At 44.9% G+C, this 21,381-nt stretch carries 16 protein-coding genes; 9 read left to right on the top strand and 7 right to left on the bottom strand.

Annotated features, from left to right (window positions below):
- Positions 1–227: 227 nt before the first annotated feature.
- From BCU34_RS17640 to BCU34_RS17630, 3 genes are read left to right on the top strand one after another with little or no spacing between them, the layout of a single operon-like run.
- Entirely contained in the window at positions 228–926 is a 699-nt protein-coding gene (locus BCU34_RS17640; RefSeq protein ID WP_102432324.1) for an ABC transporter ATP-binding protein, read from the top strand.
- Positions 927–934: 8 nt separating this feature from the next.
- Positions 935–3,469 (top strand): ABC transporter permease, encoded by a 2,535-nt coding sequence (locus tag BCU34_RS17635; protein WP_102478663.1) that lies wholly within the window; start codon positions 935–937, stop codon positions 3,467–3,469.
- A complete protein-coding gene (locus BCU34_RS17630; RefSeq protein WP_102478662.1) occupies positions 3,469–4,602 on the top strand; it encodes a lipocalin-like domain-containing protein in 1,134 nt (377 codons plus the stop codon). The genes BCU34_RS17635 and BCU34_RS17630 overlap by 1 nt, the downstream gene beginning before the upstream one ends.
- Positions 4,603–4,752: 150 nt before the next feature.
- Here the strand turns inward: BCU34_RS17630 and BCU34_RS17625 are convergent, their stop codons facing one another.
- Together BCU34_RS17625 and BCU34_RS17620 are read right to left on the bottom strand one after the other, a co-directional pair.
- Positions 4,753–6,000, bottom strand: coding sequence for a hypothetical protein (locus tag BCU34_RS17625; protein ID WP_102478661.1), 1,248 nt, complete (start codon positions 5,998–6,000; stop codon positions 4,753–4,755).
- Between the two features lie 209 nt (positions 6,001–6,209).
- A complete protein-coding gene (locus BCU34_RS17620; protein WP_048661047.1) occupies positions 6,210–6,998 on the bottom strand; it encodes an AraC family transcriptional regulator in 789 nt (262 codons plus the stop codon).
- Between the two features lie 98 nt (positions 6,999–7,096).
- On the opposite strand from BCU34_RS17620, the gene BCU34_RS17615 reads away from it, so the two are divergent.
- The 4 genes from BCU34_RS17615 (at position 7,097) to BCU34_RS17600 (ending at position 11,256) form a co-directional block, all read left to right on the top strand.
- Complete coding sequence (locus BCU34_RS17615; protein WP_048661046.1) at positions 7,097–7,990, top strand: DMT family transporter; 894 nt, start codon at positions 7,097–7,099, stop codon at positions 7,988–7,990.
- 193 nt (positions 7,991–8,183) lie between these two features.
- Complete coding sequence (locus tag BCU34_RS17610) at positions 8,184–9,839, top strand: peptide ABC transporter substrate-binding protein (RefSeq protein ID WP_102478660.1); 1,656 nt, start codon at positions 8,184–8,186, stop codon at positions 9,837–9,839.
- Positions 9,840–10,246: 407 nt separating this feature from the next.
- Positions 10,247–10,750, top strand: coding sequence for an acyl-CoA thioesterase (locus BCU34_RS17605; RefSeq protein WP_019822926.1), 504 nt, complete (start codon positions 10,247–10,249; stop codon positions 10,748–10,750).
- 233 nt (positions 10,751–10,983) lie between these two features.
- Positions 10,984–11,256 carry a hypothetical protein gene (locus tag BCU34_RS17600; RefSeq protein WP_048661044.1) on the top strand — a complete coding sequence of 91 codons (273 nt, stop codon included), beginning with the start codon at positions 10,984–10,986 and terminating at the stop codon, positions 11,254–11,256.
- A 635-nt stretch (positions 11,257–11,891) separates the two neighbouring features.
- Here BCU34_RS17600 and malG read toward each other — a convergent pair.
- From malG to malE, 3 genes are all read right to left on the bottom strand, one after another.
- Positions 11,892–12,782, bottom strand: a complete 891-nt coding sequence (gene malG / locus BCU34_RS17595) for a maltose ABC transporter permease MalG (RefSeq protein WP_019822930.1) — start codon at positions 12,780–12,782, stop codon at positions 11,892–11,894.
- A gap of 11 nt (positions 12,783–12,793) precedes the next feature.
- Positions 12,794–14,365 carry a maltose ABC transporter permease MalF gene (gene malF / locus BCU34_RS17590; protein ID WP_017060049.1) on the bottom strand — a complete coding sequence of 524 codons (1,572 nt, stop codon included), beginning with the start codon at positions 14,363–14,365 and terminating at the stop codon, positions 12,794–12,796.
- Positions 14,366–14,446: 81 nt separating this feature from the next.
- Complete coding sequence (gene malE / locus BCU34_RS17585) at positions 14,447–15,631, bottom strand: maltose/maltodextrin ABC transporter substrate-binding protein MalE (protein ID WP_102478659.1); 1,185 nt, start codon at positions 15,629–15,631, stop codon at positions 14,447–14,449.
- A 665-nt stretch (positions 15,632–16,296) separates the two neighbouring features.
- Between malE and malK the strand changes: the two genes are divergently transcribed.
- Positions 16,297–17,409 carry a maltose/maltodextrin ABC transporter ATP-binding protein MalK gene (gene malK / locus BCU34_RS17580; protein WP_017060047.1) on the top strand — a complete coding sequence of 371 codons (1,113 nt, stop codon included), beginning with the start codon at positions 16,297–16,299 and terminating at the stop codon, positions 17,407–17,409.
- A gap of 223 nt (positions 17,410–17,632) precedes the next feature.
- On the opposite strand, the gene BCU34_RS17575 is transcribed toward malK, so the two are convergent.
- Both BCU34_RS17575 and BCU34_RS17570 read right to left on the bottom strand, forming a co-directional pair.
- Entirely contained in the window at positions 17,633–17,833 is a 201-nt protein-coding gene (locus BCU34_RS17575; protein ID WP_017065689.1) for a hypothetical protein, read from the bottom strand.
- A 209-nt stretch (positions 17,834–18,042) separates the two neighbouring features.
- Positions 18,043–19,959, bottom strand: coding sequence for a methyl-accepting chemotaxis protein (locus BCU34_RS17570; protein ID WP_102479015.1), 1,917 nt, complete (start codon positions 19,957–19,959; stop codon positions 18,043–18,045).
- A 456-nt stretch (positions 19,960–20,415) separates the two neighbouring features.
- Between BCU34_RS17570 and BCU34_RS17565 the strand changes: the two genes are divergently transcribed.
- Positions 20,416–21,372, top strand: coding sequence for an AAA family ATPase (locus BCU34_RS17565; protein WP_055319673.1), 957 nt, complete (start codon positions 20,416–20,418; stop codon positions 21,370–21,372).
- Positions 21,373–21,381 lie beyond the last annotated feature (9 nt).

Below are 21,381 nucleotides of genomic sequence, written 5' to 3'. Positions count from 1 at the left end.
CGAAAAATCTAAAAGCATCCGAGGTGGCTCAAAACTCCCACTAACATCCTTATCCCTCCCCACACTGATCTATTTCCCTCTTTTCGAAGTACAAGTTATTAATAATTCGATATAAATCGCTCTAATGTTTTAAATTATTGTCTACAGTTTTATAGAGCTTGTCGATTCGGTAATTGCCACAAGTAACGACACCTTTTGATGGTTAGTTTTGGTTATGAGGAAAGGAAATGGAAAGCCCAATTGTCACACTCACACATGCCAGCAAAAGCTTTGTTGATGGTAAAGACACTCATAGCGTGTTGGACAATGTCGACTTCGCTTTGGCGACAGGGGCAAGCGTGGCTTTGACAGGGGCGAGTGGCAGTGGAAAGAGTACTCTGCTTAACATCATTGCGGGGTTTGCACCTCTATCTGGTGGCGAGTTGTGGCTCGATAGCGAGAATACATCAAATTGGAAAGATCCACAGTGGAGCCGATTCCGCCATCAAAAATTGGGCGTGATCTTTCAACAGTTCAACTTATTGACCCCACTCAACGTAAAACAAAACATCGCCTTCCCTCTTCATTTAAATCAACAGAAGTGGAGCGACTGGTGCGATTACTTAGTTGACGCATTGGGCATCAGCGAGCTACTCGGAAGACACGTATCCGCACTCTCTGGCGGTCAGCAACAACGAGTCGCTATTGCGCGCGCGTTAGCCCATAAACCTAAGCTACTGCTTGCCGACGAACCCACAGGCAACCTCGACCACAAAGCAGGCATTGAGGTAATGAAGCTGCTGAGTGAAATCACTACACAAGGCAACACTGCCGTGCTTTTGGTTACGCACAGCCCGGAATGCGCCAGCTTTATGCAGACAAAATTGGTATTAGATGATGGTTGTTTAAGGAACGCAGATCTAACCCCAAGAGCAGCAGCGTTGTGAGTCATTCAATGAAGCAAACTGGCTTCGCTCATAGCCAGCTCACCCATACCAGACTGACTCTAAATTTATTCGCGGCACACTATCGTCAATCGCCACTGCAAGCGGCAGCGATTCTGATCGGCATTGTGCTTGCGGTCACCTTGTTTGTCGCAGTGCAAGCCATCAACCTCAATGCCAAACGCAGTTATGCAGAATCGACCGAGCAACTTAGCGCCCAAGCTCAAAACCTTATCATTCCACCAGCAGGGCAAAACTATTTGCCGGAATCGCTCTACTTCAGCTTAAGACAAAGTGGATTAAGCACAGCGCTGCCCGTGATTGAAGGACGAGTAAGAGACCAACAAGGCCGACGCTGGTCAGTTCAAGGCAGTGAGCTAATCGCCGCCCTCACTTCAAGAGCTCGCCACTCTCGCATCGACGAAAAAAGCAATACTCAAACCAAAGAGCCACACATTTCCCTGTTCGACAATGCCTTACCTTTGCCGCAACTCTTATCGGGTGAACCCATTGTGATGATGAGCCAGTCGCAACACCAGAACTTGGGAGAAGTAGACACACTCACTTTGGATGAAGTGCTCACCAAAGTCGTGGTACTGCCAGATGAATGGCAGCTCGGTAGCCGAATGTTGATGGATATTGGGTTCGCTCAGCAACTGCTTAACAAGCAAGGGCAACTGAGCTATATCGCTATTTTTGACACGAAGAGCGACAAGAACAGCAATACTCAGGATAAATGGCAAAGCCTTATTGGCAAGCAAGGGCAATGGATACCCAACAACCAAAGCACGGATCTCGGTTCAATTACCGATAGCTTTCACCTTAACCTCACCGCCATGAGTTTGTTAGCGTTTTTGGTTGGCCTGTTCATCGCTTACAATGGCGTGAAGTACAGTTTGCTGAAACGCAATCGGCTGTTGGTGCAAATTCAACAAGCCGGCATAGCTCCAAGCATCGTGTTTTCAGCTCTGTTAGTAGAGCTAACTCTTTTAGTCACACTGGGCGCGTCGCTTGGTTTCATTTTCGGCATTCAACTCAGCCATTGGCTACATCCCACCGTCGCGATAACGCTTGAGCAACTTTATGGTGCGACACTGCTTCCCGGCACATGGCAGTGGCAATGGTTAGTGCAAGCACTGCTGCTCACGCTGGCCGCAACGCTTGTCGCGTGTTGGCAGCACTTTAAACAGCAGGTGCGACAACCCCTCTCTTCCCATGGCGGTTTCTATCAAGCGCCGGAAGCTTCTAACGAAAATCAGCTGTTTGTTATCGGGTCAGTATTAACCATTGTCGCGTTAGCAGGGTTATGGTTGAGCGAACATCATCGCTTCACCATGGCATGGCTCGGTGTGTTAGTGGTGTCGATTCCTTTGTACCTGCCCAAAACACTCAGCGTGCTAGCGAACTGGAGCGAAAAACACACCCAATCGGGGTTAATACAATATCTGTTTGCTGAGCTACGTGAACTTATCTCCCCTCTTTCTCTTGCCATGATGGCGTTGCTTCTCGCCGTCACCGCCAATGTGGGGATGAACACCTTAGTCGGCAGCTTTGAATTCACGTTAAAGCAATGGCTTGAACAGCGCTTACATGCCGATATTTACGTTAGCCCTGCCCAAGGTGAAATCGCAAATGTGGAGCGCTCGTTAGAGCAGTTTGAAAATGTTGAAGCCGTTTATAAGCAATACTACGTCGATGATAACTTACAGGGCTTACCGACTTTGCTCGGCACTAAAGACAAGGACACATTAGAGCAAACCATGGTGTTCCAATCCTATCTTGATGACTTCTGGACGCGCTTTTACCAAGGTGAATTAGTGGCGATCAGCGAACCCACTGCGGTGAAGCTCGGCTTGTCCCTTGGAAACCAACTCAAGCTCGACGCGATCCAAGACAAAACACTCATCGTAGGGGCCATTTTCCACGATTACGGCTCACCCAATGGGGAAGTGTTACTTGCACCTAATTTATGGCTCGAAAACGGATTTACTGACTTACCCACCAGCTTGGGAATCAAAGTTTCTGGCGACCCACAAGTGGTGTACGAACAGCTACGCCAACAACTCAATCTGCACCCAAGTCAGCTTTACGATCAAGCACAGATCAAATCGATCGCTTTGGATATCTTCTCACAAACTTTTGCCATCACTCGGGCGCTTAATGGCGTCACATTAATGGTGGCGGTGATAGGGTTGTTCTGCGCCTGTTTCATGTTGCTCGATGCACGCAAAGCCGCCATTGCAAGGCTGTATGCGCTCGGTGTTAGTCGGAAAAAATTGATGGCGATGGTGGTCGGGCAAATCGTTGTTCTGGTCGCCTTCACTCTGGTTATCGCCTTACCACTCGGCGCTATGGTCGGTTATGTGTTGACGGACATCGTTACCCTGCGCGCCTTTGGTTGGAGTTTAAATTATGTATGGAATTGGAGTGACGCATTCAGCATCGCAGCCATCACCATTTTAGTGGCTGTGTTTGCGACCTTGATTCCACTGTGGCGTTTGGTCAGCAAACCCGTTGTATCCAGTTTACAGAGCGAGGTGTTGTGATGAATCGAGCAATAAGAGTTTTCGTTCTCACACTAGGCATCTTGTTCCTTTTAGGGTGTGAGGAGTCCACTCAACCATCAGCTCAAAATATGGGTTCGATACTTGGCGCAGAAACACAAACCGACGATGAAACACAAAAAGAGGCTGAGCAATTCACGCCGGTAGTAAAAGGTATCGACATCACCTTCCCTGCCGACCATCAAGCACACCCAGATTTTCGTCATGAATGGTGGTACTTAACCGCAAACTTAATTGATGAAGACGGCAACACTTTAGGCGTGCAGTGGACACAGTTCCGCTTCGCGGCTGCACCACAAGAAAGTGGCAATGGCGCTAAGAAAACCACGTGGCAAAGCCAGCAAATCTACATGGCGCACAGTGCTGTCACCACTAAAGACAAGCACTACGCCGATGAAAAGTGGTCTCGCGATCAAGCTGAACTAGCAGGTGTAGGCAGTTCGCCGTTTCGTGTTTATCTCGATGATTGGCAATGGACGTCGACGACCGATGACCTGTTCCCAGCGACATTAGTCGCTAACTCGGATCAATTTGGATACTCGCTTAAGTTAACCAACAACGCGCCTTATCAAAAGCAAGGCGAACAAGGCTACAGCACTAAAAGTAGCGATGGCAAAGTGGCTTCCTACTACTACAGCCAACCATTCATCGATGTATCAGGCGAGGTAACCATTGATGGAGTCACCCATCAGGTTTCCGGTACAGGTTGGATAGACAGAGAATGGAGCTCGCAATTTTTACTCGACTCGCAACAAGGTTGGGATTGGTTTGCGCTAAGGCTGAGTGATGAAACCAGCTTGGTGGTGTTTCAACTTCGCAACTCAACAACAGGCAAAGCCAGTTACTCCCATGCGAGGTTGATGAATCAAGATGGCTCCGGCATCGCGATTTCACAGCAAGACATCAACTTAACCGCCATCAAGCAAACGGAAATCGATGGACGTGACTACCCAACAGAGTGGCAAATTTCGATTCCGACGCAACAAATTAAACTGACTGTTTCGGCGCTTAATCCAAATGCGAAAATGCCACTATCGGTTCCCTATTGGGAGGGGCCAATCGTGATTAAAGGTTCTCATTCTGGATCTGGCTATATGGAGTTAACTGGGTATTAAGCCAAAGGCATGATACAAACCAACCTCATATGCGAGCGGTTCATTTATAAAAAGAAATGGATGGTACGAAAAGTAGCCGAGCACAGTTAGGCTTCTGCGTTCGGCTATGGTTTCTTTAATCAGATAAGAGCTTAAGCTCCGGTAGCAAATCTATTTTGTTAAATCGGCTTTGATTTGATCGACTTGATTCGCCAAAGAGGACTCTTGGAAATATTCACTGTGTGTTTTTCCTAAGTACAACTTCTTATTGGCTACTCGTTGATCCAACTTGTCTTTAACAATAGTGCCTTGTGCCAACTTGTTATTTAATTCAAGTGCAATTGCAGAACTGTCTGAGACTTTACTTCCTTTCGTATCGTAATAACGAACTTGGCTGATGTTCGTATCAAATGGGTCGCAATAAGCTGCACCTAAATCACCCTTTTCAATAATACTGTTGTATTGCGCTTCGCTGATTGGCGTCTCTTTATTTGATACGAACTGGCTCCCTCGAACACACCAGTTGATTCTGGTGCCAATACCTGGGAAATACGCCGAAATTAAGTTAACGGCATAGTAGGTTTCTGGATCTGACAGGTTTGGTTTTGCATATCTATCAATCACCTTACCGCCAACCACTTGATATTCGACTTCGCCATTATTATAAGACTCTAAAAAATAGCTATTTCTAAACATCTTGCTGAAACTGACGTTATCAACAGAACGCCCACTGTCGGATGTGAAGCTTTTCAGTTGCTGCTTATGTTGAATGCTACCTGTTGTAATGTTGGTCACTAAACCAACCACTGTGTTTTTCGCAGCGTCACTTTGCCAAGCCGTATAGTTACTTATATTTTGTTGAGGTGTATTTGTAGTCGCATCTTCATCAACACTGTACTTGTAACTAAGCTCGGTAATGTCTTGTCCTACTTTATTTACTTTGGCATAGGACTTGTAACGACGCGCTTCGCAATCTTGAAAGTTTGCATCGTAGTAGAAGTAGCTGATCCAATCTTTTGCTTCGATAGCTTCGGTGGTACCAGCTGAGTAATCTACAATCCCGTTTGCACCATAAACACCATAGAAACCTTTGAGATCTTTTTCTTGCTTAGCAGATAACCCTTTATTGAACTCATCATCCCAACCAATACTGTAAATATTAAATAGGTTCAGAGCCTTAATACATTCTTTGATATCGGTACTGCCTATAGCATTAGCTGAATACATTACAGGGCTACTATAAAGGTTTTTTGCAACATCATCTTTTGGATCAGCTACACTGCCTAATGCCGGGGTTATGGACATTTGAGGCACTACGGTTTTAGTCTTTTGAGGTGGTGGCGCAGCGCTATCGCTACCACCACCGCATGCTGAAAGTGTTACAACTAATACTGATATGGTTGGGATAATAAACTTCAAATTTTTCCTCGGAATTTTGAGCAAGTGATTATATAAATAATCACTCAAATACGAAAAAAAAACTAAATGCCTATATAACCAAATTCAAACCATTGAAGAAATAGACGTGTATATCCGCTACCGAGACCTAATTTAATCTATTAATAACAAAAACTTAAATATAAAAAGAGAAGTAGCCGATTATTGACACGTTTGGCAAAAGAAACCAATCACAACAAACGGTTCTTGTACTGTTCTGGCGTTTGGTTCGCGTAACGTTTGAACATGGTGATAAATGGGCTTGCTTGGTTATAACCCAATGTAAGAGCGACCTCTTTGACCGATTGGCCGTTTCTTAACAAGTCCATCGAGTACAGATAGCGGACACGCAATCGCCACTCTGTAAAGCTCATTCCAAGCTCCGTCTGGCAGTGGCGAGAAAGAGTTCTTTCCGTGGTGTGAACACGTTCAGCCCAATCTTTCAGCGTCACTTCGTCTGTTGGGTTTTCTTCAACAGATGCCAATATAGGCGCTAGGTACTTATTGTCGGTCGAAGGTAAAAAGTGGTGTTCAACCTCACGTTGCGCAAGTTGGTCAAGCAGTACCTGGACAAGCCTTTGATCTTGTTCTGTTTCCGCAACATTTATTCCACGCTCGCGAAAGTCATCGATGATCGAAGACACAATCGGCGTGATCTTTATAAGACTGGTTTTTTCTGGCAGATGTTGCGTTAGCTCTGGGGCGATATTTAGCGAACAGTAGTCCAAAGGCTTACGGTTATAACTGCAATGCATCACCCCGGCCGGTACCCAAATCGCCAAATGTGGTGGCGCTAGAAATCGGGTGCTTTCCGCTTCCATCTCTAATATACCGCCACTGATCAACTGGACCTGTCCCCATGAGTGGCTATGAACTCGAGTTTCAGTGTTCGAAAGAAACGCTTCAAAATTCATAAATACGTTGGATGGTGCCTTATCAATTGATAAGGATGGATGAAGGTTTCTGGACTGTTTTTTCAAACTTGTCTTCCTATCGCGCCTGATGTCTTTCTAAAGATACTTGTAAGTATAACGACCTGTCAAACTAGCCGCATCAACTCATTTGCGACGGAATTCACATGCATTATCTCTTACCATTTTTTACAGTCTGTATCTGGGGCGCCAATGCAATCGTCAACAAGCTTGCTGCAAGCACCATAGAACCTAGCGCGATGAGTTTTTACCGCTGGTTTTTTGCGATGTTAATTCTCACGCCTTTCTGTATTCGCCCGGTGATGAAGCAGTGGGCTGTCATTAAGCCAAACCTATCGAAATTAGCGTTCCTCGGCTTTTTGGGCATGGTGTTGAACCAATCTCTAGGTTACTACGCAGGCTTAACCACAACCGCTTCAAACATGGCATTGATCACGTCTTTAGTCCCGTTGATCAGTGTATTTCTGAGCGTTCCTTTGTTGCATAAGTCCATTTCTAGTTTGAGTATTGTGGGTGGTGTGTTGTCACTGTCAGGCTTAGCTCTGATGTTAGGTAAAGGCGATCCTTTGTTCTTCATCCATCAAGAATTGACCCAAGGCGATGGCTATATGCTGATTGCGGCCTTTGTTTATGCTTCTTACTGTGTGCTCTTGAAACGCTGGAAAATGCCAATCAGTAGCTGGGTGGTGATTTACATTCAGGGTCTGTTTGCTGTCGCGATGCTTACGCCACTTTGGCTTACCAGCGAACAACTTTTACCACCGCAACAAGCGATCCCATTGATTGCTTACGCCGCAGTTGCCGCTTCGATTTTAGCACCTTGGATGTGGGTGAAAGCGATTGACACCATTGGTGCTGACTCAAGCGCGATGTTCATGAACTTGCTTCCGGTTGTTGCGATCGTATTAGCTGCGACATGGCTTGGCGAAGAAATTAACCAGTTCCACATCATTGGCGGTGTGATGGTGATTTCAGGTGTCATTCTCGCTCAAATTAAAAGAAAACCAAGGCTTGAGGCTCCTCTCCCTCAACAAAGCTAAACGCATCATCCAACGCTCACTTTAGGGCAAATATTCAAACTCACTTTTCTTACTGTGCCTACTCCGAAGTAGGCACTGTTGTTTTATTCACAAGTCTTTCAAATGCTTTTAATACGCGTTCATTGTGGTTGCAACATGTTACCGACTCAGGTTTAATGCATTGAGTACTGTTTAAGTTGTAAAAGGAATTACAATGACTCAACCAACGATCCCTGTGATCATCTCGTCTCTACTTGCTTTGTCATCTGCTTCAAGCTTTGCTGCCACTGCTCCTGCTCCTGCTCCTGCTAATACTAATGCACCATTAGCTGAAGAACTATTAGCTGAGGAACAACATTTTGTACGCGGCAACGGTGCAGAGCCCAACACACTAGATCCTAGCTTCGTAAATTCAGGCATGCCCGGTGACATCATCGTCAATGATATGTTTGAAGGCTTTGTGATTGAAAACAGTGACGGGCAAATCATCCCAGGGCAAGCCAAAGAATGGTCTATCAGCAAAGACGGCAAAACCGTGACGTTTGTATTGAAAGAGAACCTCAAATGGTCAAATGGCGATCCAGTCACAGCGTCTGATTTTGTGTTTGGTTGGCAGCGCGCAGTGTCTCCGAAAACAGGTAATAACACGGGTTTTGTTTTTTCTACGGCTAACATAGTGAACGCTAGCGAGATTCTATCAGGAGATATAGAGCCCACTAAGCTTGGCATCAAAGCATTAGATGAGCGCACGGTTGAGATTTCACTTTCAAAACCTACGCCCTACTTTATGAGTTTAATGAGCATCAAGACCTTTTTCCCTTTGCCTGCTGAGTTGGTTCAAGAGAAAGGCGACCAATGGACTCGCGCAGAAAATATCGCGACCAACGGTGCTTACACTTTGAGTAAATGGGTGCCAAACGAATACGTTGAAGTCGAGAGGAATCCAAATTATTGGGATAACACATCGACAATCATCAACAAGGTGACCTATTTGGGCTTATCATCTCAAAATGCTGAGCTTATCCGTTATCAAGCGGGTGAAATTGATATGACCAATCGCGTTCAGCTTGAGTACTACCAGAAATTAATCCAAGAAAGCCCTGAGCAGATCAAAGCGCAAGCTCTACTAGGCTCTTACGTCTATTCATTCAATACACGTCAAGCGCCGTTTGATGACGTCAGAGTACGCCAAGCACTGCGCATGGCCGTCAATCGTGAGATTCTGGTCGAGAAAGTTACAGGTCAAGGTGAGCCAGAAGCATACAGCGTGACGCCGAATAATATTCCTGACTACACAGCGCCTTTATCCGAATTCAATTCTCTAGACAGCGAGCAGCGTTTAACCAAAGCCAAAGCTCTACTTGAAGAAGCGGGATACAACGAAAACAAGCCTCTCAAGTTTACCCTTACGTACAACACCAGTGAGAATCATAAAAAGATAGCGATCGCGATTGCATCGATGTGGAAGCCACTTGGCGTAAAAATTGAGTTGGAGAACATGGAATGGAAAGCCTATGTTGCAGCGAAAGGGAGTGGCGACTATCAGCTGGCTCGCTCATGGGCATTTGGTGACTATCCAGAGCCTTCTGCACTGTTAGAAGCCTTCACTTGTGACCACACAGCAAATGAGAGTGGCTACTGTAATCCAGATTATGATGAGCTCTTACAGCAAGCGAGTAAAACGGAAGATCAGTCTAAACGCTTTGCTTTATATCAGCATGCTGAGTCGTTACTCAACGATTCTGCAGCAGTTATGCCTTTATATCATTACAACCACACACGATTAGTGCGAAATACACTAAAGGGCTTCCCAAACAATAATCCGAAAGGAAATATCTACGCGAAGGATCTATACTTTGTAAAACAGTAAAAGTGAGCTGATAAGAAAACAATAATAGCTACCACTTTAGTAGTAACTAAGATACAGTCACTTTAACTAAACCAAATCAACAGCGGTTAGTTGGCTAACACAAAAAAGGTACCGACATGAGTACCACACGGCTTAGAAACACCTAGCATTGCGCTAGGTGTTTTTTTTGTAATCGACCTATCTAGTGACTTAATCAGTATTTCTAATCTTTTGCTTGCTATGACTTCATCCATGTTTGCCATTCGCCTCATACACCTTTAAACACCGATATTCATCAACTGATCATCTGTTTGAAAAAAATTGTCTTAACCGTGAGATTATCCGCTTTAACTTATGTCATCTTAAGTATATTGTTATTAGTAAGTAACAAGCATGTTATGCAGCAAAATAATAATGAAGGAAGATAGATGAGCAGTAGCAATAGCCGACAAGATGGCAAACGAGACGTTACTCTGCGTTTTTTAGCTGAACCCGGGGATGTGAACTTTGGTGGTAAAGTTCATGGTGGGGCAGCAATGAAGTGGATCGATTTAGCAGCCTACGCTTGTTCCGCAGGGTGGAGCGGTAAATACTGTATAACAGCTTATGCAGGCGGAATTCGATTCGTTGCTCCAATTCACGTAGGCAACCTTGTGGAAGTAAGTGCAAAGGTCATCTATACAGGTTCATCTTCAATGCATATCGCTATCGACGTGCAAGCCAGCGACCCTAAAGAGCTCAATAACCGCCTAACAACTCACTGTATCGTTATTATGGTCGCTGTCGATGAGAATGGTAACCCGACTAAAGTGCCAGAGTGGATACCAGAGACGCCAGAAGACATCGAATTACGAGATTCGGCTATTCGCCTAATGAACATGCGAAAACAGATTGGTGAAGAGATGGAAGCTCACGTGAAGTACCTTAAGTAAGGTCCACCAGCTCCTCCCCTGCAAACCCTATTACAATGCCAAGCACCTGCTTGGCATTGATCTATTTGATACCTTCGTGCTCTACACAGCCAAATCCGCTGCACACCCAATACAGACAATAAGAGCGTGATACCCAGCCAAAGGTGGCAATGAATCGGTACTTGTTCACTGATTTATTTTGACTGTAATAAAGTCGTCATTTTGCTCTGATTAAATACCGCCAATCATAATGGATGTACTTAAATTTCCCGGAGCCACACTTGAGCGTCACACGCCCCACTCTTAGCGAATCTACACTGAACAATTTGAAGGCTGTTGAGTATCAATGGGTTAGAACTTTGTATGTCGAAGGCTACGACAGCAATGAAATCAACCACTATATCCAGACGTGCTTCGGCGGCGACCCAACGTTTGCGGATCTGTTTCGTCGTGTCGCACTCGATCAAGAGAGCATCTATGTATTACTGCAGCATTTAGGTTGCGCACCTTCAAGCAAAGAGTTCTAGCAGCTAGAACTCATTATCCACATTCTGTAGCTACCCATTCTATGTTCATCCATCCCGGCGTTTTGATCATTAGCTCTCAACTATAACTCCAGTGTAGTTTCATATCCCTGAGTTATAACCATTTAAAACTCACAGCCACATCCCGTTTCTATATGCACTTTCTGTGCAATTTCATCATTTGTTGCATACAAATCATTGAAGTATCACGCATTGGATTATTAGCAATATATCAATAGATCAACAGCCCCTTATACTGAGTGTCTGATTTGTGAGACTCGTTCACGCCTTCAAGTAAGAGGAATGAGTCAAGAAAGGTGTAGGAGAGAAGTGACTCGAAGCTTTTAATATTAAAGCGCTTATCAGCACAATAACGGTGATGGGTACAAGAGTTGACGAGTAAAGCAGACACAAAGACAAAAAAAAGTAGCGGGCATAAAAAAACCCAAGTAAATACCTGGGTTAGAGTTACAAAAACCACTAATCATTAATAGCGTAAGGAACCTGATTAGTAGCCAGCTATGCGTAACCTGAGGGTTATTTTTATTACTGATCGGCGGCCAAACCAAATGATGTAATAAAAATGCCAATATAGAGCGACCTAACGGTCGCTCTTTTTCTTTCTTATAGAGTACAGCTTATCCTTTTACACCACCTGCCGTCAAACCGCCAACTAACCAACGTTGAGCAAGTAAGAACACGATAGTAATCGGAAGTGCTGATAGTACAGCCGCTGCCGCAAAGTCACCCCATAGGTAGTTCTGAGGGTATAAGTACTGCTGCATACCTACTGCTAGCGTATAAGAGTTCACATCTGTAAGTAGTATAGATGCTACTGGTACTTCACCAACTGTTGCGATAAATGACAGGATAAACACAACCGCTAGGATTGGCACAGACAACGGTAGTAGAACCAGTCTGAATGCTTGCCAAGGCGTTGCACCATCAAGGGCTGCTGCCTCTTCCAGAGAGTTATCAATCGTTTCAAAGTAACCCTTAATCGTCCATACGTGCAGTGCAATACCACCTAGGTAAGAGAAGATTAGACCACCGTGTGTGTTCAAGCCTAAGAACGGAATGTATTGACCAAGTTTGTCAAACAGCGCGTAGATTGCTACTAGAGCCAGTACTGCTGGGAACATTTGGAAAATCATCATCGCTTTCAGGATAGTTTCTTTACCTTTGAAGCGCATACGAGCAAATGCGTAAGCCGATGTCGTTGACAGTGCCACGATTAAAATCGATGTAACACCCGCCACTTTGATCGAGTTCCACAACCAAGTCAGTACTGGGAACGGAGGTGACGTTACCGAGCCATCTGCGTTCGTCACTGACATACCTAATGCTAGCTTCCAGTGTTCCAATGACGGGTTATCTGGAATCAAACTACCGGTTGCGAAGTTACCTTCACGGAACGAGATCGCGATGATCATCAGTAGTGGGAAGATAATCATTGCCAAGAAGCACCACAACACTGCATGTGTTGCCCACACTCGGTATTTAAGGCCTTTACCTTGTACCATAGCCATTGTCGTGCTCCTTAATCTTGAGACAGTTTAGTGAAACGAAGGTTTAGTAACGCTAGTGCACCAACCAATAGGAAGATAAGCGTTGCGATAGCACTTGCTAGACCGAAGTCTTGACCGCCGCCGCCTTCGAATGCAATTCGGTATGTGTAGCTTACAAGCAAGTCTGTGTAACCCGCTGGCTCAGAAGTACCAATCATGTTCGGGCCACCGTTCGTCAATAGTTGAATCATTACGAAGTTGTTGAAGTTAAAGGCAAACGCTGCAATCAATAGCGGTGTAAGCGGTTTAATCATCAATGGGAACGTAATGCGCTTAAAGTTATCCAAGAAGTTCGCACCATCGATTGCTGACGCTTCGTATAAATCATCAGGAATCGCTTTAAGCAGACCCATACATAGAATCATCATGTAAGGGAAACCGAGCCATGTGTTAACCATCAACACCATGGTTTTCGCAAGAATCGGGTCTGAGAACCAGTTAGGGCTTAAGCCGAAGATATTCTCTAGCACCATGTTGATCTCACCAAAGCTTTGGTTGAATAAACCCTTAAAGATAAGAATCGAGATAAACGCAGGGACGGCGTAAGGCAGAATCAGTAGAACACGATAAATAGAACGACCTTTCAACTCTTCCCATTGCACGATGTTAGCCAGTACAAGACCGATAACTAGCGTGAACGCTACGGTACATACCGAGAAGATAACCGTCCAAATAAAGATGCTGATAAATGGTTCTTTAATGCCATCATCTTTCCATACACGCTCAAAGTTATGTGTACCAATGCTAACCACGAAACCGGGAGAGATGGTATTACCCGTAAACTCACCGTTTGCATCAACAGGCTGGTAGAAACCCACATCCATATTTGGCTTGAGAACTTCACCCGTTTCATTGTTGATTAACGTTTCTTCATCGTCTTGAAGGGTGTAAAGCGGAGCAACAGAAGCAAACTTACGTAAGCCACTCATGCGGATGTCACCACCGTCCGGTAGATTGAAATCAACACCACTGATCGCTGCTCGGTTTTGGATGATCGCTTTGATCTTCTCTTTTTCACCTTGCGCAGACTCGATAACAGATAAGTCCATCTCGGTTTCTGTCATATTGTCTAGAGAAAATACGTCAGTCGCTAACAGTTGGTCGCCATCTTTTACGACGATCTGGTGACCATCATCTGTCTTGTACAAAGTGAATGGGTAGCTCTCACCGCTTTGGAAAGAACGGTCTAAAAGAACGGTTTGAGTACGCTCAAGAGAAAGCTGGTTTTTCGCGCTGTAGTTAGTAAACGCAAGCCCTACGGTGTATGCCAATGGGAAAAGAATGAACAAGATCATTCCGGCAATACCTGGGTAAATATAACGGTGGGCGTAAGTTTTCTTACTACCAAAAATGTAAAGTGCCAAAGCCGTTAAGATCACTGTAAGCAGCGCAAAAGCGAGCTCACCGCGAGAATACATTAGAATTGTAGCGTAGCCGTTTATTAAGCCAACGCTACCAAGCAACCCCCATTTGATGAAGACGCTTTTACTGCCTGGAAGGCTTGATGGTGCTGGGATAGCATCTGTACCTTGAACTGACTGCATAGAGGAACCTGCTAGCGATATAGATAAAAAATAGAAAAGTAAGGAGAGGTTACCCCCTCCTTAAAAGGTAGTGCTTGGTTGTTACTTAGTCATGCGACCTTCAGCAGCTTTTAGTGCTTGGTCTACTGATTGACGGCCGTCAACTACGTTGCCGATCGCTTCTTCCATGCTGTACCAGAATGTTGTGAACTGAGGGATGTTAGGCATGATTTCACCGTTCATCGCGTTGTCCATTGTTGCTGCAATACGAGTATCGCTGTCTAGTTGACGTTGGAAAGAGTTAAGAGCAACTGCACCTAGTGGCTTGTCGTCGTTTAGGCTCTTCATACCTTCATCAGTTAGTAGGTAGTTTTCCATGAACTCAACAGCTAGGTCGCGGTTTGGAGAAGCAGTGCTGATACCACCCGCCCATACACCAACGAAAGGTTTAGACGCTTTACCGTTGAATTTAGGTAACGTTGTTACGCCGTAATCTACGCCAGCTTTCTTGATGTTTTCCCAACCCCAAGGGCCGTTAATTGTCATTGCAACATTACCCGCAACAAATTCAGACTCAGCAACTGAGTAATCCATGTCTGCAGAGATAACTTTGTCTTGTACCATCTTCTCGATGAAACCTAGAGACTTCTGAACACCGTCAGTCGCTACGCCCGCATCTTTAATGTCGTAACCTTCTGCAGTCTGTTTGAATGCGTAACCGCCGTCAGCTGCAAGTAGAGGCCATGTGAAGTAAGCGCCGCCACGTAGAGGCCACATGATCGCTTTTTTGCCATCTTTTTTAAGTTCAGCATCAAGTGCTGGGATTTCTTCCCAAGACTTAGGAGGGTTAGGAACAAGTGCTTTGTTGTAGATTAGTGAAACTGACTCAACCGCTACAGGGTATGCGATTGTTTTACCTTCGTATGAAACAGCGTCCCATGCGAAGTCTACGATACCTTCTTTAGTTTCTTTAGAAGGTTTGATATCAACAAGAAGCCCTGCTTCTGCATAGCCGCCAAAACGGTCATGAGCGTAGAAGATCATGTCTGGGCCATCGCCAGCTGCTGCTACTTGAGGGAATTTCTCTTCTAGCTTATCAGGGAAAGCAACGGTTACTTTAACACCAGTATCTTCTTCGAAGCGTTTACCTACTTCAGCCATGCCTTCATAAGCTTTGTCACCACCTACCCAGATTGTTAGTTGTCCTTCTTCGATAGCAGCATTTGCACCAAAAGAACACAGAGCAACTATTGTACCTAGAGCTACAGCGCTTAGAGCGTTTTTCATGTGAATATCCTTTTTATATTTATACGTAGGGCACATCTACCAAGACGAGCCAGTTTTCGGAGGTTATGATCTGAGAAAACAGACCATAGCTCATCATCCTAGCCACTACGCCCTAGCTATTATGGCTTAAATTCGTGATCGCCATCCGGTCAGATTAGAGACTGAAATCACAAAACGTATAGTCATCGTGATCAACATCACCGTTATGTGGTGGATTTATTTGAACTGGATCGCCAATTGAGGATAACCCCATTTATCTACTCCTCCCCTCCTACTCCCCCTAGTTAATTTTCCATTAGGAGGATGTACCCTTACGCTAATTCACCGAAACTGCAGTCATCCAAGAGTGGATAGTAAGAACCCTTTACCGGCAAGTGTTATGCGTTGACGCATTATTCATTTAGTTGGCTTCACTGCTCGCTGGTGTCTTATTATTAGCATCGAGCTAAATCTGTGATTGAATCACGGGGGAGGTTTAGCTGGATGTGGGGGAAATGGACATCAGTTTGGCTATGACGGGTGGGCTTGGTTAAAGAAGCCAAGTCTCACCCACTTTTTTCTTACTCACTCAATACTTACCCATTCCTACAGTTACTGCTGACCCAAAAATTTCTTATAATGATAAGCAGTAAAACTTAAAATTTGATCGATCGAGGACAAGCTAGATGGCGAGTGTCACGTTAAAAAACGTTTATAAATCATATGGTGATGTACAGATTTCTAAGGACGTAACCTTAGACATCAACGAAGGTGAGTTCGTAGTATTCGTTGGACCATCAGGTTGTGGTAAATCGACGCTATTACGCTGTATCGCAGGTCTAGAGGACATTACGTCTGGTGATTTGTACATTGGCGACCAACGCATGAACGACGTTGAGCCATCAAAGCGTGGCGTAGGTATGGTATTCCAATCTTACGCGCTTTACCCTCACCTTAACCTATACGACAACATGTCTTTCGGCCTTAAGTTAGCAAACGCAAACAAAGCTGAAATCGACAAGCGTGTTGAGCATGCTGCAGAAATCCTTCAGCTTGGTCACCTTCTTGAGCGTCAACCTAAAGCACTTTCTGGTGGTCAACGTCAACGTGTTGCGATTGGTCGTACTCTAGTTTCTCAACCTAACGTATTCCTACTGGATGAGCCTCTATCTAACCTAGATGCTGCGCTGCGTGTTCAAATGCGTTCACAAATCACTAAGCTACAACGTCAACTTGGTTGCACGATGATCTACGTTACCCACGACCAAGTGGAAGCGATGACAATGGCGGATAAGATCGTTGTTCTTGATGGTGGTTATGTATCTCAAGTCGGTAAGCCGCTTGACCTTTACCACTACCCTCAAAACCGTTTCGTTGCGGGCTTTATTGGCTCGCCGAAGATGAACTTCATGTCAGTTCACATCGAGCAAGCTGAAGCAGAACGCGTGTTGGTACAACTTTCTAATGGCATGACTTTCTGGATTCCTGTTGACGGGACGACAGTTAATGCTGGCGATCGTATGTCTCTGGGTATTCGCCCTGAACACTTGATGTCTGCTGAATCAGGTGACGCGACGATTGAAGCTGACGTGATGATGGTAGAGAAACTAGGTAACGAAACTCAGGTTTACCTAAACCTTGAAAGTGCTGATGCTGATGTTATCTATCGCCAGCCAGACACGTTGAAAATCGAATCAGGTGACAAGTTGGCGATTGGTATTCCAGCACACCGTTGTCACCTGTTCCACAGCGATGGCCGCGCATGTCGTCGTTTGTACAAAGAATACGGCACAGACTAATCAGTTCGTCTTTTTAGGATATAACTTGCCCATATCGAATCCCTCTTACCTTGTAAGGGGGATTTTTCATTTAAGACGACTAGTTTTACTTTCATTAAACAGATCGCGCGTTGTCTGTTCAGCATAAAAACAAAAAAGGCCTAGCGAATACTAGACCTTTGTCTGTTTGAGCTAAAAGCCATCCTATCTAACCGATAAAGATATAGGCTTGCTCAATTGAAACTTAGTGAATTGGCGTATCACTTGTTTTATTGAACTGGCCAAAATGCTTTTCTAACACTTCAGGTGTCAGTTTGCCTTCCGCTTCTAATCGCTTGAACTCAGCAACAATTGCTTTTTGCTCTTCAAGTGATGGTAGTTTTACCTCAGGCTCATCGCCCATCTCTTGAGTCATCTGCTCTAGTTCTTTTTCAAAATCGCTCATGATACTTACCTAAATATTAAACCTAATCAGATTTTACTCATTTCCGCTCTGTGATGCTAGGTTGATTGAAAGCAAAGCCCGAAACCAGATCAAGCTAAGGTCAGTTAGAAAGAAACAAAACCACAAAATAAAAAGAGCTGGATTCATGATTAAATGAATCCAGCTCTTAGTCTATGCCGCTATCTAAGCCATGTTACAGCTTGAAAGGGTTAAAGCTTAAACGAACCAACCATCTTATCTAGACGAGAAGACAAGTCACGAAGCTCTTGGCTCGCCTCTGCAAGTTGCTCAGCAGTACCGGTTGTCACTTCATTGATTGCGTTGATCTCTTCAATGTTCTGGTTGATGGTGTGAACCACGGTCGATTGCTCTTCCGTTGCCGTAGCAACTTGCGTGTTACGGTCAGTAATATCAACGATACGGTCTGAGATACCACCCAATACGTCTACCGCTTCATCCGATGCAGATACACCCTCAAGGGTAATAACCTTACCTGCACTCATTGCCGTTACCGCATCTTTCGCATCGCTTTGCAGTTGGTTGATCATCTTCTGAATTTCTTCCGTTGAATCCGCAGTACGACTTGCTAGGTTACGAACTTCATCCGCAACGACTGCAAACCCACGACCTTGCTCACCGGCACGCGCAGCTTCAATCGCAGCGTTCAATGCAAGTAAGTTGGTTTGCTCAGAAATATCACGGATAACACCCAGAATAGAGCCAATATCTTGAGTAGTAGAAGCCAGTTGCTCTACTACCTGCCCGGTGCTTTCGATGTCTTGCGCCAAACGGCTAATCGCATCTTTTGCTTTGTTAACCACAGAGCGGCCAACTTCAGTATTACCCGAAGCTTGTGTTGCCGTTTCAGCTGCGGTTGCCGCGTTCGATGCAATCTCGCTGATGGTCATACCCATTTGGTTAATGGCAGCAACCACTTGAAGGGTTTGATCACGTTGCTCTTGGCTGTTGTCATGGGTGATATGTGCTTTATTAGAAACACTCTCTGCTGCCACTTGAAGCGCTTGGCTTGTCGAACACACCTCTTTCATCGACTCGTGAATCTTTTCAATGAACCCATTGAAGCCTTTTGAAAGCTGAGCGATTTCATCATTGCCTTTCACTTCGATACGCTGCGCAAGGTCACCATCGCCTTCACCTAGGTCGCCGAAACGCTTAGCCAAAAGTTTAATCGGCTGAGTAATACTGTTCGCCAGTACTACACCCATTAGGATAAACGCTAATGCCACAACCGCCGTCATGATCAGCATCTTTTGTGCCGTCTCATCTAGCTCAGCAAATACTTCGCCTGTTGGTACCACACCAATGACAAACCAGTCCATCGACGACACGTATAAACTCGCAACGAACAGCTCTTGGCCTTGGCTTTCAGTGGTAATCAAGTTGAAGCCTGACTTATTCAGTAGCTGACTGGCTTGAGGGCCGTAAAGTTGTTGAAGTGAAGAATCGCTGCGTGAACGTTCACGGTGAATTTGAACATCACCTTGGCTATCGGTTAAGAATACGAAGCCTGTATTCTCAATCTTAAAACCATTGAGTAGGTTAACCATGTCATCCATCGATTTTGATAGACCTGACATCGCCAAACCTGAAGGCTGTTGGTAGTTAGCAAACATCTTCACTTCGCCATTAGCTTCTTGGAACATGCTCACCATAGTCGGCTGTCCAGATTGCGTAAAGCCAAAGAACCAACCATCTTGCTGTTGGTTTAACTGACGCAGGAAACCATTTTGGTTCCAGTAGTAAGCTGTTTCACGGTTGGCAACCGACGCATCGTTTAACTGGTATTGGTTACGCACGTTATTCAGTTGTTTAACTAGCTTATTCTCAATATCCGCATCACGTTCAGTCGAATCGATAGCGTCAGAAATGAATTCATTCGAAGCAATTTGCTCCGCTGCCAACAACAGCTGAGAGACTTCACGATCAATTTCACCGTTGATTCGCTCAAGCATTCCAGGAAGCTCGATATCAACCAATCGATGGCTCAATACATCTCTTGCTTGTTGTTGCGCCATCGCACCGACGATGACCGTAGAAGCCAGAACCGCAAAAGTAATTCCAAGTACAACCTTTTGCTTAATACTCAGAGAGTTAGTTTTCAACATATTTGGACCTTTAAAAAGAATCGCTCTTTATTTATGTACCCTGAACAGGACTTTTTTAGTGCACTCCAACAAGCAATGCACAATCTGAGTGATGTATCGGCCACAACTAATAAAACTAGAGACTTTTCTCTCAAAAAATTGCAAATGTGATGTAACATTTAAAAACATTCACATTAAACATGAATTAACTATACAAACACCGCATTGTCGAGAGTCGATTTTTAGCTCTCAGCCCTCAGATCTAACCGAACTCAAACCACTCTCCACCGTCGAGCTTTTGTATATAAAAACCAATTGATATGGTAATAATCACAACCTAACGATGTTTTTAGCTAAACACTTGTTAATATTTCCAATTTTGAAAAAATAAATTACGCAAATGTACTGGAACTTTTTCCTAGTAATCAGTGACCAATACTCAAAATAAAAATCAAATGGATACCCAGAGAGTCCAAAATGCACAAAACAAATTTCGAAGTCCTTCAAAACTATCTAGAGTCTCAAATTATTGGTCAAAAAGAGCTCGTTAAGCAACTGATGATCGCCCTTTTAGCGGATGGTCATATCCTCGTTGAAGGGCCTCCGGGGTTGGCAAAAACCCGCGCCGTAAAATCACTGGCTGATTGCGTTGAAGGGGATTTCCACCGCATTCAATTTACGCCAGACTTACTGCCTGCTGACTTGACTGGTACCGATATTTTCCGACCAGAGACAGGGGAGTTCACTTTCCAATCAGGCCCAATTTTCAACTCGCTTATTCTAGCAGATGAGATCAACCGTGCTCCGGCGAAAGTTCAAGCGGCTATGTTGGAAGCGATGGCAGAAAAACAAGTCACTGCCGGTCGAAAAACCTATGCGCTACCTGAACTGTTTTTGGTGATGGCAACACAGAACCCGATTGAGCAAGAAGGCACATACCCACTGCCAGAAGCCCAACTAGACCGTTTCTTACTTCACCTTGAAGTTGAATACCCAGATATGGAGAGTGAGCTTGAGATCCTGCGACTCAACCGCGGTGAAGCTCAAGGCAACGAATCTGTTCAGCCACAAGAGGTATCTCAGCAAACTATCTTCGAAGCTCGCCAAGAAGTGCTCAACATTCACATGGCAGACACCATTGAGCAGTACATAATCAGACTGGTAATGGCGACTCGCCAACCTAAACAATACAGCGACCAACTTGATCAATGGTTAGACATGGGTGTTAGCCCGCGTGCAACCATCGCGTTAGACCGTTGTGCTCGCGCTCACGCTTGGCTTGCTGGCCGCGACTATGTTACTCCACAAGATGTTCAAGCGATGGCATTCCCTGTATTGCGCCACCGCCTGCTTCGTAGCTACCACGCACAAGCTGAAGGGGTCACTGCAAACCAAGTGATCGCACACCTTATCTCGTTGGTTGGTAGCGCATAGGAATACGCG

This window comes from Vibrio sp. 10N.286.45.E10 (genome assembly GCF_002874195.2).
Taxonomy (GTDB): Bacteria; Pseudomonadota; Gammaproteobacteria; order Enterobacterales; family Vibrionaceae; genus Vibrio; species Vibrio crassostreae.
This window is presented reverse-complemented; position numbering and strand designations above follow the sequence as displayed.

Coding starts and splice junctions, on each gene's coding strand:
- BCU34_RS17640 (WP_102432324.1), top strand. CDS start 228: ATGGAAAGCCCAATTGTCACACTCACACATGCCAGCAAAAGCTTTGTT.
- BCU34_RS17635 (WP_102478663.1), top strand. CDS start 935: ATGAAGCAAACTGGCTTCGCTCATAGCCAGCTCACCCATACCAGACTG.
- BCU34_RS17630 (WP_102478662.1), top strand. CDS start 3,469: ATGAATCGAGCAATAAGAGTTTTCGTTCTCACACTAGGCATCTTGTTC.
- BCU34_RS17615 (WP_048661046.1), top strand. CDS start 7,097: ATGCATTATCTCTTACCATTTTTTACAGTCTGTATCTGGGGCGCCAAT.
- BCU34_RS17610 (WP_102478660.1), top strand. CDS start 8,184: ATGACTCAACCAACGATCCCTGTGATCATCTCGTCTCTACTTGCTTTG.
- BCU34_RS17605 (WP_019822926.1), top strand. CDS start 10,247: ATGAGCAGTAGCAATAGCCGACAAGATGGCAAACGAGACGTTACTCTG.
- BCU34_RS17600 (WP_048661044.1), top strand. CDS start 10,984: ATGTACTTAAATTTCCCGGAGCCACACTTGAGCGTCACACGCCCCACT.
- malG (WP_019822930.1), bottom strand. CDS start 12,782: ATGGCTATGGTACAAGGTAAAGGCCTTAAATACCGAGTGTGGGCAACA.
- malF (WP_017060049.1), bottom strand. CDS start 14,365: ATGCAGTCAGTTCAAGGTACAGATGCTATCCCAGCACCATCAAGCCTT.
- malE (WP_102478659.1), bottom strand. CDS start 15,631: ATGAAAAACGCTCTAAGCGCTGTAGCTCTAGGTACAATAGTTGCTCTG.
- malK (WP_017060047.1), top strand. CDS start 16,297: ATGGCGAGTGTCACGTTAAAAAACGTTTATAAATCATATGGTGATGTA.
- BCU34_RS17575 (WP_017065689.1), bottom strand. CDS start 17,833: ATGAGCGATTTTGAAAAAGAACTAGAGCAGATGACTCAAGAGATGGGC.
- BCU34_RS17570 (WP_102479015.1), bottom strand. CDS start 19,959: ATGTTGAAAACTAACTCTCTGAGTATTAAGCAAAAGGTTGTACTTGGA.
- BCU34_RS17565 (WP_055319673.1), top strand. CDS start 20,416: ATGCACAAAACAAATTTCGAAGTCCTTCAAAACTATCTAGAGTCTCAA.